Raw genomic sequence first — 13580 nt, forward strand, 5'->3', positions numbered from 1 at the left:
TCTAGCAGAAGGCCGGGCCAAGACAAGAAGCCAACGGCGGGTCGGGACTGGCGCTTTCGGCAAGCCCTCTCCGAGCACGAAGGGGGGCAGCCGGGCGGTTCGATGGGGATCGGGCGAAGGATCGCAACGCAATCCGCTTTGATCGGAGCGCGGGTCGATCCTTTCGAGGGAGAGTAAGTTGAGTAAATCGACGTTGTGGCGTTTGGGTGCTGTCGTGGTGCTGCTGGTCTGTCTGTTCGACGTTGCCGTCGGCAGGGGCCGCGTTGCGGCGAAGGACTCCGTTCTCACCACCAGCGGCCTGCCGGTGCCGCGCTATGTCAGCCTGAAGTCGGATCATGTGAACGTTCGCGCCGGTCCGACCAAGGACAACGACGTGGCCTGGGTCTATACGCGCTCCGGCCTGCCGGTCGAGATCACCGCGGAATATGAGAACTGGCGCCGCGTGCGCGATTCCGAAGGCTCGGAGGGGTGGGTCTATCACTCCTTGCTGTCGGGGCGCCGCACGGCGGTGGTCACGATGAAGAACAAGGACGATCTCGCCCCGATCTATGAGAGCGCCGACGCCACGAGCGGGGTCACCGCGCGGCTGCAGGCCGGCGTCGTCGCGCAAGTGAAGAAATGCGGCAACGGCTGGTGCCACGTGCTCGGCAATGGTTTCGAAGGCTGGATCCAGCAGCAGCGGCTGTGGGGCGTCTACGCCGACGAGCAGGTCAATTGAAGGCCCAGGTCAGCACCATGCGCTGACCTCTGTCCTGACGCGCGCCCGACACAAAAATGCCCGCAGCGGCTGCGGGCATGATGCTTCTATGACGATGTTCCGGAGGCTCAACGCTTCTTGCGCAGCCGGACGACCATGTCGATCCGGGCGATCTCGTAACCTTCGGGCGCCTCCGGCAGCTTCGACAACGCCAGATGCTGGTCAGGGATGTCGACCAGCTCGTGGTTGTTCTCGAGATAGAAGTGATGGTGGGCGGTGACGTTGGTATCGAAATAGGTCTTGGTGCCGTCAACGCTGACCTGGCGCAGCAGACCGGCGTCGGTCAGCTGGTTCAGCGTATTATAGACCGTGGCGAGCGAGACCGGAACCTTTGCCAGCGTCGCTTCCTCATAGAGCATTTCGGCGGTCAGATGCCGCGCACCCTTGCCGAACAACAGCCAGCCCAAGGCCATGCGCTGGCGAGTCGGGCGCAGCCCGGCCGCCTGCAGCATCTCGTTGACGTCGTGCCATGGGCAGCCATTGAGTGCCGGCTGCCGGCCGTTCCCGAGATCCGGGTTGCCGCGATCATGACCATTCATCGAGGCGTTGTTGCTGACATCCACTTCAAGCACCGCACAATTCGCTCTCATCCACAACTGATATAGGAAGAAACCCATTCAGATGCAAGCTTATCGCAACTAACGTATCTAGAACGCCCCTAAACTGCATTTGCCGCCCGGTTCGGGCGCGGGGCCCGGTGCTGCGTCGATTTACCTGGATACGCGCATTGACGCCGCAATCCTCTATGTTAGAGAGCGCCCGGACCCGATTTGCCCTGCCATGGTGAGCGCCGGCGGCCGTGATGGCCATGTGCGCGAATCCAGGCGTCGTTAAGCCCGCCGCCGACAGCGGTCATGTTCGCCAGGTGCGATGGCCCAGCCTTCGTGCCGACGCGATGACCGGCCAGCGCGGCGCGGAAGGGGGCGGCGCGCGGGAAGGGTCCATGTCGCGCGGCACAAATTCCACCGGGGATCGTTGAGAAAGGCCACCAAGCATGCTGGATCGGCGCAGCGCATATGAATACGAGGACCTGCTGGCCTGCGGCCGCGGGGAGCTGTTCGGCCCCGGCAATGCGCAACTGCCGCTGCCGCCGATGCTGATGTTCGATCGGATCGTCGAGATCTCCGAGACCGGCGGCGAGTACGGCAAGGGTGTCGTCCGCGCCGAGCTCGACGTGAAGCCGGATCTCTGGTTCTTCGGATGCCATTTCAAGAATGATCCGGTGATGCCAGGCTGTCTCGGCCTCGATGCGATGTGGCAGATGGTCGGCTTCTACCTCGGCTGGACGGGCGGAGCAGGGCGCGGCCGCGCGCTGGGCCTCGGCGATCTCAAGTTTTCCGGCCAGGTTCTGCCGACCGCCCGCAAGGTTGTGTACAACGTCGACATCAAGCGCGTGATGCGCTCAAAGCTGGTGCTCGGTATTGCCGACGGGTGGCTTTCGATGGATGGCGAGATTATCTATCGCGCCAAGGACCTGAAGGTCGGCCTGTTCAAGCAGGACGCCGCGCCGACTTGAACCGGCAGGCTGCGACCACAGACAGTGCAGCAGGCACGACTGCAACACAACACACGAGCAAGGTGAGGCGGACATCATGAGGCGGGTTGTCATCACGGGCATGGGCATCGTCTCATCGATCGGCAACAACACCCAGGAGGTGCTTGCCAGCCTGTACGAGGCGAAGTCCGGCATCTCCCGTGCTGAGAAATATGCCGAGCTTGGGTTTCGTTCGCAGGTGCAAGGCGCGCCGACGCTGAATCCCGCGGACGTGGTCGACCGCCGCGCCATGCGCTTCCTCGGCGAGGGCGCCGCGTGGAATCACGTCGCCATGGAGCAGGCCATCCTCGATTCCGGGCTGGAGCCGACCGACGTCTCCAACGTCAGAACCGGCATCATCATGGGCTCCGGCGGGCCCTCGACGCGCACGCTGGTGGAAGCGGCCGACATCACCCGCACCAAGGGCCCGAAGCGCGTCGGTCCGTTCGCCGTGCCGAAGGCGATGTCGTCGACGGCCTCGGCGACGCTGGCGACCTGGTTCAAGATCAAGGGCGTCAACTACTCGATCTCCTCGGCCTGCGCGACGTCCAATCATTGCATCGGCAATTCCTACGAGATGATCCAGTACGGCAAGCAGGACGTGATGTTCGCCGGCGGCTGCGAGGAGCTCGACTGGACGCTGTCGGTGCTGTTCGACGCGATGGGCGCGATGTCGTCGAAGCACAATGACACGCCCGCGACCGCGTCGCGGCCCTATGACGTCACGCGCGACGGCTTCGTGATCGCCGGCGGCGCCGGCGTCCTCGTGCTGGAAGAGCTTGAGCATGCCAAGGCGCGCGGCGCCAAGATCTACGGCGAGATCGCGGGCTACGGCGCGACCTCGGACGGCTACGACATGGTGGCGCCGTCGGGCGAAGGCGCCGAGCGCTGCATGAAGATGGCGCTGTCGACCGTGAAGACGAAGATCGACTACATCAATCCGCACGCGACCTCGACGCCGGCCGGCGATCCGCCGGAGATCGAGGCGATCCGCAAGGTGTTCGGATCGGGCGAGAAGTGCCCGCCGATCGCCGCCACCAAGGCGCTGACCGGCCACTCGCTCGGCGCCACCGGCGTCCAGGAGGCGATCTATTCGCTGCTGATGATGAAGAACGGCTTCATCTGCGAGAGCGCCAACATCACCGAGCTCGATCCCGCCTTCGCCGACATGCCGATCGTGCGCAAGCGCATCGACAACGCCAAGCTCGGCACCGTGCTGTCGAACTCGTTCGGCTTCGGCGGCACCAACGCGACGCTGGTGTTCAAGCAGCTCGACGCTTAAGATTTCAATAGCACTGGTTTCGTCGGCATCATGGCCGGGCAGCAGCGCGAAGCTCATTCTTCGCACCGATGTCCGGCCATTGGCGTCTCGAAGGCGGAACGATCATCCTGGCTGGGCCGATCCCGGCATGACGAAGGAGAGACATCATGCAGGGTCTGATGAAGGGCAAGCGCGGGCTTGTGATGGGCATCGCCAACGACCATTCGATCGCCTGGGGCATCGCCAAGACGCTGGCTGCGCATGGCGCCGAGATGGCCTTCACCTATCAGGGCGACGCGCTCGGCAAGCGCGTCCGCCCGTTGGCCGACGAGCTCGGCGTCAAGCACGTGCTGCCTTGCGACGTCGAGGACATCGCCAGCGTCGATGGCGTGTTCAGTTCGCTGCGCGAAGCCTGGGGCGGGCTCGACTTCATCGTCCACGCCGTCGCTTTCTCGGACAAGAACGAGCTCAAGGGCCGCTATGCCGACACGTCGCGCGAGAATTTTGCGCGCACGATGCTGATCTCCTGCTTCTCCTTCACCGAGATCGCCAAGCGCGCCGCCGAGCTGATGCCGGAGAGCGGCGGCAGCATGATCACCTTGACCTTCGACGGCTCCAACCGCGTGATGCCGAACTACAACGTGATGGGTGTCGCCAAGGCCGCGTTGGAAGCCTCGGTGCGCTATCTTGCCGCCGATTACGGCCGCCGCAGCATCCGCGTCAACGCGATCTCGGCCGGCCCGGTGCGCACGCTGGCGGGCTCGGGCATCGGCGACGCCCGCTTCATGTTCGCGTTCCAGCAGAAGCACTCGCCGCTCGGCCGCGGCGTGACCCTGGAGGAGCTTGGCGGCTCCGCGCTGTATCTGTTGTCGGAGCTGTCCGGTGGCGTCACCGGCGAGATCCACTACGTCGACTCTGGATATAACGTGATCTCGATGCCGCGCCCCGAGGATCTCAAGGCGGACTGACCTCCGCGCGCATCGGCGGTATCGGGGGGCGCGAGACTCCGTCCTCCGATCGACCCAAATTTTCCCAGTTGAAGACAATGTTCCTGAACGGCTAATCAGGAGGCATTGGCGCAACTCTTGCGGTTGGCTGTTGCGATGACGCTGCGATGCATCATGACCGGTGCATCGGCCGCGGCCGTCAGCCAGACGCTCGCGCCGGCAGCAAGACAAGTCGTGGGGGCGATTGATGCTGCGTTCGAAAGTCCGTGTCATCGCTCTCTGCGCGATGACCGGCATCGTGCTTGCGGCAGGGGGCGCAGGGCCGGCGAAGGCGCAATCGAGCGTCTGGGACTCCACGATCTCCAACACCAACTGGTATGTGCCGACGGCGCAACTGCTCGCCTACCTGTCGCCGAAGACGGGCTTCTCCAATCCGGTCCCGATCGGTGACCAGACGTTGTGGACCCTGGGCACCGCGACCAACGGCGCCTTCACCGGCACCAGCGTCGCGCAGCTCAGGATCGGCCCGGCGCTGCTGACGGACACCTCGACCATCCAGGGCTTCGTCACCACCAGCGGCCAGATCACCATGCTGTTCACGCCGACCGGCGGCGGCACTGCGACCGTCGGGCTCGGCTATATGCGCAACGTCAACGGCGTGACCAGCATGGAAATGCAGATGATCACCGGCGACAGCCTGCTGGTGACGCATTGGGCCTACATGCTGCCCTATGATCCCGCGACCTTCACGCCGCCGCCGTCAGCACCGGTGCCGGCCAACTCCGTCCCGCAATGGGCATGGACCGCCGGCACGCCGTGGCGGATCGTCAGTCCGACATTGTTCGGCACGCAGGCGCCGGGCCGCTTCGTCATCACCAACTATCAGAACGGCTATTTCTGGGGCGCGGGCGTCGCGCCGACCGGCAGCACGGCCGGTGGCTTCACCCTGCTCGGCTCGGTCACCCCGGAGGGAAGCGTGCTGTTCAATACGCTGTCGCGTGGCAGCCTGACCAGCCTCTATGGCGCGATGAGCGGCACTGCGTCGAATGCGCAGATGGTCACCTCGACGTATGATCTCACGGGAAGCATGACCGGCGATCTGGCGACGATGTCGCTGATCCAGCCCTATGGCACTGCGCTTCGGTCGGCCGGCGGCCGCGTCGGCCTGGAAGCCGCCGACGTGCTGTACCGGCTGTCGATGACGTCGGCCGGCTGGAGCGGATCGATGGTCTCGGGATTTGCCGCGCTCGACAATCTCAGCGGTCCCTCGCTCAGTGCCGCCGTCAAGCAGGCGCTGCCGGTGCTGACCGGGGCGGCGTCGCAGGCGACCTATGTCAGCCAGCAGGCGTTCCGGCAGACGATGACCAACAGGCTCGATGATGTCAGCAGCATCGGCTGGGCTGCTGGCCGCAATGTCTGGATGCAGCCTCTCGGCGGCACCACGCAGCAGACGGGACGTGATGGTGTTCCCGGGTATAGTGCCGCCGGCGCGGGTCTGGCGCTCGGCGCCGATGTCGCCGTCTCGTCCCGCGCCATCATCGGCGGCGTTCTTGGCTATTCTCATCACACGATCACCGGAAGCGACGATGCGGTGCCAAACCGTCTCGGTCTCGCCTCCTATCAGCTCGGGCTCTATGGGGCCTACGCCGTCACTTCTGATGTCACCTTCGACTATCAGCTCGACGGCGGATCGAGCGACAACGGCGAAAGCCGGTCGCTGAACTTCATGGGCGCGTCCGCCGGCGGCAGCTATCGTTCCTACAGCGGCCACGCCGGTGCGGGCATCAAGACCCGCATTCCGCTGCGAGACGACCTCGCGCTCGTTCCTGCACTGCGCCTGGACTACGGCACGGTTCGCAGCGGCTCCTATCGGGAAGGCGGTGCCGGCGGTTTCAGCCTCAACGTCGATCCTCAAGTCTATCAGGAATTCGTGACGACGGCGCAGCTGAAAGCGGTCTATGCGCCGACAACGCAGGTTCGTCTGATCAGCGATGTCGGCGTCGGCTACAACGCGCTGAACCAGGCATTGCAGATCGGCGCCGCCTTCTCCGGCGGCGGCGACGGCTTCGTCACCCGTGGCCTCAACCTGTCGCCCTGGGTCTACTCGGCCGGGCTTGGTCTTGTCGCTGCGGGCAACGACCGCCTCGACCTCAGCGTTCGCTACGGCATCAACGCGACGCCGTCCGGCCTCGTCCAGCAGTCAGGCCATGCGGTGCTTAAGATCCGGCTATGACGCGCCGAGCTGATGGTTCTATTCGCGCCCGAAATAGGCCGGCAGGCGCTGGTCGAGCCGGAACTTGAGCATCGAACGCGCCATGTCACGCAGCACGTTGTTGTTCGCGGCATCCGGCGGCGAGGCGGGAAATGCGGAGTTGTCGACGTCGCCGGCATGAGACGGCGGTCCGACGCCGGACGTCAGCCGTGAGAGCAGCGCCTTGGAACTCGTGGCGGGCTCGCGCGTCTCGAACGTCGCTCCATCGTAGAGCTGGATGTCGATCATGATGAAGACGTGGCTGTACCGGCCAAAACCCTCGCCCCGATTGATCACGCCGACGCCGGTGACCTCGTCGTTGGTCGAGGGTTCGCTGTCGGTCCGGCGGGTGATCACGAGATAGCGTGCGCACCCCGCCGAGCCGGCCACCCTCCTGACGATGGGCGTGAGCTTCCCGTTCTCAGCCTTGATCGGGGGTGACTGATAGAACGGATCGAATGACCCCTTGGGGACGCCGATGCGGCGGATCCCGGCATCACCCGCGGCTGCTTTCACGCGCGCATAGACGATATCGTCGAATCCCCAGGAGACCGGCACCTCGGCGTACTCGTTGCCCAGGCGGGTCATGCCGTTCTTCTGCACCGTGAAGACATCGCCAAGCGCTGAGATCACCCCGAGCTCGCACGGTCCGCCCTCGCGGACGGCCCTTGCCGGCTTGGCGGCCTTGGCAACGCCGGCCGCCGGCTTTGCCGCAGGCTTGGCGCTCAGCGGCGCAGGTGACGATTCCGCCAGGGCGTTGGTGCCCGACCAGAGCACGGCAATGAGCAGCGGCGCGAGCAGGCGTGAAATCGTCACTGGGAAAACTCGTGCTGGGAGAAACGAATGCGGACGGTGAAGCCCGTTCGAGGCGTATGACAGCGGGCGACGGCTCATTCGATCTTCAGGTAGCTCGGCAGGTCGCGATCTAGCTTCGCCGCGACCAGGCTGCGCAGGCGTTCGCGTAGCACGGTGCTGGTGGCTGCGGCGGCAAGAGGCTCGGGGAAGTCGGCATTGTCGAGCTTGTTGAGGGGATCCTCGGTGAGCCTCATGGTCTCGGCCAGCCGTGCGCCGGTATCCGCCGAGAATGAGCCGATCTTCTCGTAGGAATGGCCGTCGATCAGCGTGATGTTGACGTTCGCAAAAAGGTGCGAGTGCCGGATGAGTGATCCGAGGCCCTGATTGTAAGCGCCAATGCCCCTGAGCCTCAGGGTGGTGTTGGGAATGGTCGCCTCGAACCTGGTGACCACGAGGTAGCGTTCGCAATTTGCATTCGTGGTGACGTTGCGCACGATCGAGGTCAGGCTCTCCTTCGGATCGGGCAGGAAGCGCGACGTCGGATGGTAGTAGGGCTCGAACGCGCCTTTGGGATAGCCGACCCTGCGCACGGTCGGATCGCCGGCGGTCGCCGCACGCACGCGCGCCACGGCGAGGTCGTCCAGTCCCCAACCCGGCAGGGTGACCTCGTCCTCTTCGGTTTCGAACACCGTGAGGCCGAACTTGCTGACGGCGAGCTGGTCGCCGAGCGCGGCAATGACGCCCAGCCGGCAGGGACCGCTTTCAACGGCGATCGGCTTCGCCGCCGGCTTCTTTCCTGAGGACTTCTTGGCGGCGGGCGCAGCCTTGGCCGGGACTGCCATCGTCGACGGAGCCTGGGCCCAAGCCGCAGTTGTGAAGGCAGCAGCGAGACCGACGAGCGCAAGACGGGGGATCAGCAGAAGCGGTGCGGACATGGCGGAGGTTCGAGATTGACGAAGCGAGCGGGAACCCGAATTTAGTTCGCCCGCGAAGGCGCGCGCAACGGTTTCCGGCCGACACGCGCAAGACTCGCGCTTGCACGCTCCGCGATCATGAGTCCGCCGCCCGGTCGCCACGCTTCCATCGATAATATTTCATGATGCGGCCGTGCAGCGGATCAGCCTGCTCCTTTTCCAGCACGAAGCCCTCGCGTTCGTACCAGCGCCACGCCTTCTCGTTGCCCTCGGCGCAACGCAGCCAGACCTCGTCGGGCAGCAGCTCGCGGGTGAAGGCGAGCAGGCGGCGGCCGAGCGAGCGGCCCTGATGCGACGGGGCGATCATCAGTTGGTCGAGATAGAGCAGGGGAACGTTGATCGCGAGCATCGCCGCGAGCTGGCCGCCGTCATCAGCGACGTAGAGGCTCCAGCCACCCTCCATCTCGCGCGGCACGCGCTCCTTCAGCAGGCTCAGCAGCGTGTCGCTCGGGCGCTCCAGCCCGGTCGAGCACCAGCTCTCCATCCAGAGCCTCGCGATGGCGTCGTATTCGTCCGGGCGAGCGGGGCGGATGACAGGATGGTGCATGTGGGGTGACCTGAAGCGGGGTGACGGCCTGGCCTCTGCATCCGCAGCCATGACCTGGGACGCGCGAGGGTGTGCGACCGATAGGACAACAAAAAAGGGCGGCTCGAAAGCCGCCCTTTGTGTTTCACTCGAAGGGTGCCCCGGCTTTACTCGCCGGCGGCTTCGCGCGCCTCGGCGGGCGCGTCCTTCTGCTTGGCCTCGAGATCCTCGCCGGTGGTCTGGTCGACCGCCTTCATGGACAGCCGGGTCTTGCCGCGGTCGTCGAAGCCGAGCAGCTTGACCTTGACCTTGTCGCCTTCCTTGACGACGTCGGTGGTCTTCTGCACGCGCTTGTCGGCGAGCTGCGAGATGTGCACGAGGCCGTCACGGGTGCCGAAGAAGTTCACGAAGGCACCGAACTCCATCACCTTGACGACGGTGCCGTCATAGATCTGGCCGACCTCCGGATCGGAGGCGATCGACTTGATCCACTTGATGGCGGCCTTCATCGCCTCGCCGTCGTTGGAGGCGACCTTCACGGTGCCGTCGTCCTCGATGTTGACCTTGGCGCCGGTCTTCTCGACGATCTCGCGGATCACCTTGCCGCCGGTGCCGATCACTTCGCGGATCTTGTCGGTCGGGATCTTGAAGGTCTCGATGCGCGGCGCGTATTCGCCGAGCTCGGCGCGCGCGGCGGTCAGCGCCTTGGACATCTCGCCCAGGATGTGGATGCGGCCTTCGCGGGCCTGACCCAGCGCAACCCGCATGATCTCCTCGGTGATGCCCTCGATCTTGATGTCCATCTGCAGCGAGGTGATGCCGCTCTCGGTGCCCGCGACCTTGAAGTCCATGTCGCCGAGATGGTCCTCGTCGCCGAGGATGTCGGACAGCACGGCGAAGCGGCTGCCTTCCAGGATCAGACCCATCGCGATGCCCGCGGTCGGCCGCTTCAGCGGCACGCCGGCATCCATCAGCGCCAGCGAGGAGCCGCACACGGTCGCCATCGACGACGAACCGTTGGACTCGGTCACCTCCGACACGACGCGCGTCGTGTAGGGGAACTCGTGGTGCGGCGGCAGCACCGGGTGGATGGCGCGCCAGGCGAGCTTGCCGTGGCCGATCTCACGGCGCTTGGTGCCGCCGAGACGGCCGGTCTCACCAACGGAGTAGGGAGGGAAGTTGTAGTGCAGCAGGAACGTCTCCTTGTACGTCCCCGACAGTGCGTCGATGTACTGCTCGTCCTCGCCGGTGCCGAGCGTGGTCACGACCAGCGCCTGGGTCTCGCCGCGGGTGAACAGCGCCGAACCGTGGGCGCGGGGCAGCACGCCGACCTCGCAGACGATGTTGCGCACGGTCTTGGCGTCACGGCCGTCGATACGCTTGCCGGTGTCCAGGATGTTCCAGCGGACGATCTTGGCCTCGAGCTCCTTGAACACGGCGGCGATACGGAGCTTGTCGTATTTCGGCTCCTGCCCCTCGGGGAAGAAGTAGGCCATCACCTTTTCCTTGACGGCGCCGACGGCAGCATAGCGCTGCTGCTTGATCGGAATCGCGTAGGCGGTGCGCAGGTCCTGCTCGGCGATCCCGAGCATCTCCTTCTCGATCGCGGCGTTGTCGATGATCGCGACGTCGCGCGGCTCCTTGGCGGCCTTTTCGGCGAGCTCGATGATCGCGTTGATCACCGGCTGGAAGTGACGGTGACCGAACATCACCGCACCGAGCATGATGTCCTCGTTGAGCTCCTTGGCCTCCGATTCCACCATCAGCACGGCGTCCGAGGTGCCGGCGACCACCAGGTCGAGCTGGGTGTCGGCCATCTCGTCGAGGGTCGGATTGAGGATATATTCGTCATTGGCGAAGCCAACGCGGGCCGCGCCGATCGGGCCCTTGAACGGAACGCCCGACAAGGTCAGCGCTGCCGACGCGCCGACCAGCGCGACGATGTCCGGATCGTTCTCCATGTCGTGCGACAGCACGGTCACGATCACCTGGGTCTCGTTGCGCCAGGCATCGACGAACAGCGGGCGAATCGGGCGGTCGATCAGGCGGGAGACCAGCGTCTCCTTCTCGGTCGGACGGCCCTCGCGCTTGAAATAGCCGCCGGGAATGCGGCCCGCGGCGTAGGTCTTTTCCTGATAGTCGACGGTCAGGGGCAGGAAGTCGACGCCCTCCCGCGGCGCCTTGGCGGCGACGACGGTCGCGAGCACGACGGTCTCGCCATAGGTGGCGACGACGGCGCCGTCAGCCTGGCGGGCGATCTTGCCGGTTTCCAGCTTGAGCGGACGCCCACCCCAGTCGATCTCGACGGAATGCTTGGTAAACATGGGTATCTTCTTTCATGAGATGATCGAAGGCGGACTCCCCAGAAACAAAAAAACCATGCGCAAGATTGCGGGGCGCTGGAATGCGATCAGCGGCCTGCGATCCTGCCATGGTTTTCTTATTTCGGATGGCGTCCATCCTTCTCGTAAATAACGGGCACCTTGCCCGTCACGCCCAGCGGCCGGATTGCTGCTGAAGCGTACTGCATGGTCCTGGTCGGATCAGTCGAAGAGCGTATCCGCTTCTTTCCAGATCCGGCCAGACCGCATGATCCCGGATGAGCGAACGCCGCGCGTGCGGCGTCCTCAGGATCATGTCATCAACGCGCGCAATGACGCGCGCGCTCATTCCATAGCGAAGCTCAACGACGAATGTTGTGCTTCTCGAGCAGCGCCTTGTAGCGCGCCTCGTCGTTCTTCTTCAGATAGTCCAGCAGCGAACGGCGGGTCGACACCAGCTTCAGGAGGCCGCGGCGGGAGTGATTGTCCTTGCCGTGGGTCTTGAAATGGCCGGTCAGGTTGTTGATGCGTTCCGACAGGATCGCAACCTGCACCTCGGGAGAACCGGTATCACCGGCCTTGGTGGCGTTCGCCTTGATGATTTCCGCCTTGCGCTCTGCGGTCACCGACATCGTCAGTCTCTTTCGTTGCGACCGGAGCTGGCAGTCAGTCCGGTCAGGTTGAACACGCGCTTGGGGATGAGTTCGCCATTGCCAATTTCGGCAAGCGCCAGAAGGCGGCCTGCGACCGTGACATAGACTGTGCCGCTACTATTGGGCGCATCCCGTCCGCGCAACAAAACGGCCTGGCCCCTGTGGAGCCTTGCCGCATCAGCCCGAGTGACGGCCAGTGCCGGGATGTCGTCCAGCGCGGTCTCAACGGGCAGGAGTGCGTCGGCGAGGCTTCCCTCACCGGACGCGGCTCTATTGCACAAAGCCTCCAACTGTTCCAGCGGAATCATGTCGTTCTCGGTAAACGGACCCACCAGGGTCCGCCGGAGCGCGCTGATATGGCCGTAACAGCCGAGGAGGCGGCCCATGTCGCGGGCCAGCGCCCGGACATAGGTTCCCTTGCCGCATTCCGCCTCGAATACCGAATGGTCGGTGTCGGGCTGGTCGACGAGGGTCAGTTCATGGATCTCGACCGGGCGCGGCTGCAGCTCGACGACCTCGCCGTCGCGGGCGAGATCATAGGCGCGCTCGCCCTGGACCTTGATCGCGGAATAGCGCGGCGGCGTCTGCTCGATCCGACCGGTAAATTGCGGCAGCAGCGCCCGGATCGCCGCGGCATCCGGCCGGCTGTCGCTGGTCTCGACGACCCGTCCTTCGGTGTCGTCGGTATCGCGCTCCTCGCCCCAGGTCACGGTGAAGCGGTAGCGCTTGCGGCCGTCCATCACGAAGGGGACCGTCTTGGTGGCTTCGCCCAGCGCGATCGGCAGGCCGCCGGAGGCGAGCGGATCGAGCGTGCCGGCATGGCCGGCGCGCTTTGCCTGGAACAGGCGCTTCACCACCGCCACGGCCTGGGTCGAGGTCATGCCGATCGGCTTGTCGAGCACGACCCAGCCATGGACGTCGCGACGATCGCGGCGCGGCTGGTTGCCCTGACCGTTTCCTTGGCGCTGCTTGTTGCGCGGATCATTGTTGTCGCGCAACGGGCGTCCGTCGGCAGAATGGATCGTCTTGGCCGTGGTCGGTTCGGCGCTCGGCGCGTCGACAGTGCCGGTTTCGGGGGGAATGGTCATCAGCTCTCTTCCGAATCCGAATTGAGGTCTCTCTGCACCGCGGGTGTTCGCAGTAATTTCTCGATCCGTTCCGCTTCGTCGAATCGCTCGTCGACGCGGAAGCGGATGTCAGGTGCAAATTTCAGGTTAACGCGCCGCGCGATGTCGCCGCGCAGGAACTTCTTGTTGCGCTCCAGCGCCGTGAGCACGACGTCCGTATCCTGTCCGCCGAGCGGCATGATGTAGATCGTGGCGAGCTTCAGGTCGGGCGACATGCGGACTTCGGGCACCGTGATGATGTGTCCCTCCAGGTCCGGATCGTGCACGTCACCGTGGCTGAGAATGTCGGCGACAGCGTGACGCACGGTCTCGGCCACGCGCAACTGACGCTGCGAGCCGCCGGAAGCGGCGCTTCCCCTCTGGTGATGGCGAGGCATTTTTCAAAAATCCAATGGATCGTCGCCCGGCGTGAGCACGGGCGAGAGGATCATTCT

At 64.9% G+C, this 13580-nt stretch carries 14 protein-coding genes; 6 read left to right on the forward strand and 8 right to left on the reverse strand.

Annotation, left to right across the window (positions count from 1 at the left end):
- Window positions 1–232 precede the first annotated feature (232 nt).
- On the forward strand, window positions 233–718 hold the full coding sequence (locus tag ACQR2C_RS24280) for an SH3 domain-containing protein (RefSeq protein WP_315803980.1): 486 nt from the start codon (window positions 233–235) through the stop codon (window positions 716–718).
- Window positions 719–825: 107 nt separating this feature from the next.
- Here ACQR2C_RS24280 and irrA read toward each other — a convergent pair whose 3' ends face one another.
- Window positions 826–1296, reverse strand: a complete 471-nt coding sequence (irrA, locus tag ACQR2C_RS24285) for an iron response transcriptional regulator IrrA (RefSeq protein ID WP_316215567.1) — start codon at window positions 1294–1296, stop codon at window positions 826–828.
- 455 nt (window positions 1297–1751) lie between these two features.
- Between irrA and fabA the strand changes: the two genes are divergently transcribed.
- From fabA to ACQR2C_RS24305, 4 genes are all read left to right on the forward strand, one after another.
- Window positions 1752–2273 (forward strand): 3-hydroxyacyl-[acyl-carrier-protein] dehydratase FabA, encoded by a 522-nt coding sequence (gene fabA / locus ACQR2C_RS24290; protein ID WP_316215371.1) that lies wholly within the window; start codon window positions 1752–1754, stop codon window positions 2271–2273.
- Between the two features lie 76 nt (window positions 2274–2349).
- Window positions 2350–3573, forward strand: a complete 1224-nt coding sequence (fabB, locus tag ACQR2C_RS24295; RefSeq protein WP_315803942.1) for a beta-ketoacyl-ACP synthase I — start codon at window positions 2350–2352, stop codon at window positions 3571–3573.
- Between the two features lie 146 nt (window positions 3574–3719).
- Window positions 3720–4520, forward strand: a complete 801-nt coding sequence (fabI, locus tag ACQR2C_RS24300; protein WP_434882297.1) for an enoyl-ACP reductase FabI — start codon at window positions 3720–3722, stop codon at window positions 4518–4520.
- Between the two features lie 226 nt (window positions 4521–4746).
- Window positions 4747–6732 carry an autotransporter outer membrane beta-barrel domain-containing protein gene (locus ACQR2C_RS24305; RefSeq protein ID WP_434882298.1) on the forward strand — a complete coding sequence of 662 codons (1986 nt, stop codon included), beginning with the start codon at window positions 4747–4749 and terminating at the stop codon, window positions 6730–6732.
- 18 nt (window positions 6733–6750) lie between these two features.
- Here the strand turns inward: ACQR2C_RS24305 and ACQR2C_RS24310 are convergent, their stop codons facing one another.
- The 4 genes from ACQR2C_RS24310 to pnp form a co-directional block, all read right to left on the reverse strand.
- A complete protein-coding gene (locus ACQR2C_RS24310; protein ID WP_434882299.1) occupies window positions 6751–7566 on the reverse strand; it encodes a hypothetical protein in 816 nt (271 codons plus the stop codon).
- A gap of 74 nt (window positions 7567–7640) precedes the next feature.
- Entirely contained in the window at window positions 7641–8480 is an 840-nt protein-coding gene (locus tag ACQR2C_RS24315; protein ID WP_434882300.1) for a hypothetical protein, read from the reverse strand.
- A 115-nt stretch (window positions 8481–8595) separates the two neighbouring features.
- The gene (locus ACQR2C_RS24320; RefSeq protein ID WP_434882301.1) at window positions 8596–9066 is read right to left on the reverse strand and encodes a GNAT family N-acetyltransferase; all 471 of its coding nucleotides are present in this window, start codon (window positions 9064–9066) and stop codon (window positions 8596–8598) included.
- Between the two features lie 146 nt (window positions 9067–9212).
- Window positions 9213–11369 carry a polyribonucleotide nucleotidyltransferase gene (gene pnp / locus ACQR2C_RS24325; protein ID WP_315803936.1) on the reverse strand — a complete coding sequence of 719 codons (2157 nt, stop codon included), beginning with the start codon at window positions 11367–11369 and terminating at the stop codon, window positions 9213–9215.
- Between pnp and ACQR2C_RS24330 the strand changes: the two genes are divergently transcribed.
- On the forward strand, window positions 11368–11520 hold the full coding sequence (locus ACQR2C_RS24330) for a hypothetical protein (RefSeq protein WP_315803935.1): 153 nt from the start codon (window positions 11368–11370) through the stop codon (window positions 11518–11520). The two genes, pnp and ACQR2C_RS24330, sit on opposite strands and share 2 nt — an antisense overlap.
- Window positions 11521–11728: 208 nt before the next feature.
- Here the strand turns inward: ACQR2C_RS24330 and rpsO are convergent, their stop codons facing one another.
- Genes rpsO through rbfA form a run of 3 tightly spaced genes read right to left on the reverse strand, consistent with a single transcriptional unit; the run spans window position 11729 to window position 13523 of the window.
- The gene (rpsO, locus tag ACQR2C_RS24335) at window positions 11729–11998 is read right to left on the reverse strand and encodes a 30S ribosomal protein S15 (protein WP_015663225.1); all 270 of its coding nucleotides are present in this window, start codon (window positions 11996–11998) and stop codon (window positions 11729–11731) included.
- Between the two features lie 2 nt (window positions 11999–12000).
- Window positions 12001–13107 carry a tRNA pseudouridine(55) synthase TruB gene (truB, locus tag ACQR2C_RS24340; RefSeq protein WP_315803934.1) on the reverse strand — a complete coding sequence of 369 codons (1107 nt, stop codon included), beginning with the start codon at window positions 13105–13107 and terminating at the stop codon, window positions 12001–12003.
- Window positions 13107–13523: a 30S ribosome-binding factor RbfA gene (gene rbfA, locus ACQR2C_RS24345; protein ID WP_315716923.1), complete on the reverse strand. Its 417-nt coding sequence runs from the start codon at window positions 13521–13523 to the stop codon at window positions 13107–13109. Before rbfA ends, truB begins: the two co-directional genes overlap by 1 nt.
- Window positions 13524–13580: the final 57 nt, after the last annotated feature.

Source organism: Bradyrhizobium sp. HKCCYLRH3061 (assembly GCF_051168015.1).
Lineage (GTDB): Bacteria > Pseudomonadota > Alphaproteobacteria > Rhizobiales > Xanthobacteraceae > Bradyrhizobium.

Bases quoted from the DNA above. Each gene is read 5' to 3' on its own strand.
- irrA (WP_316215567.1), bottom strand. From the start codon at position 1,296: ATGAATGGTCATGATCGCGGCAACCCGGATCTCGGGAACGGCCGGCAG.
- fabA (WP_316215371.1), top strand. From the start codon at position 1,752: ATGCTGGATCGGCGCAGCGCATATGAATACGAGGACCTGCTGGCCTGC.
- fabB (WP_315803942.1), top strand. From the start codon at position 2,350: ATGAGGCGGGTTGTCATCACGGGCATGGGCATCGTCTCATCGATCGGC.
- fabI (WP_434882297.1), top strand. From the start codon at position 3,720: ATGCAGGGTCTGATGAAGGGCAAGCGCGGGCTTGTGATGGGCATCGCC.
- ACQR2C_RS24305 (WP_434882298.1), top strand. From the start codon at position 4,747: ATGCTGCGTTCGAAAGTCCGTGTCATCGCTCTCTGCGCGATGACCGGC.
- ACQR2C_RS24315 (WP_434882300.1), bottom strand. From the start codon at position 8,480: ATGTCCGCACCGCTTCTGCTGATCCCCCGTCTTGCGCTCGTCGGTCTC.
- ACQR2C_RS24320 (WP_434882301.1), bottom strand. From the start codon at position 9,066: ATGCACCATCCTGTCATCCGCCCCGCTCGCCCGGACGAATACGACGCC.
- ACQR2C_RS24330 (WP_315803935.1), top strand. From the start codon at position 11,368: ATGGGTATCTTCTTTCATGAGATGATCGAAGGCGGACTCCCCAGAAAC.
- pnp (WP_315803936.1), bottom strand. From the start codon at position 11,369: ATGTTTACCAAGCATTCCGTCGAGATCGACTGGGGTGGGCGTCCGCTC.
- rpsO (WP_015663225.1), bottom strand. From the start codon at position 11,998: ATGTCGGTGACCGCAGAGCGCAAGGCGGAAATCATCAAGGCGAACGCC.
- truB (WP_315803934.1), bottom strand. From the start codon at position 13,107: ATGACCATTCCCCCCGAAACCGGCACTGTCGACGCGCCGAGCGCCGAA.
- rbfA (WP_315716923.1), bottom strand. From the start codon at position 13,523: ATGCCTCGCCATCACCAGAGGGGAAGCGCCGCTTCCGGCGGCTCGCAG.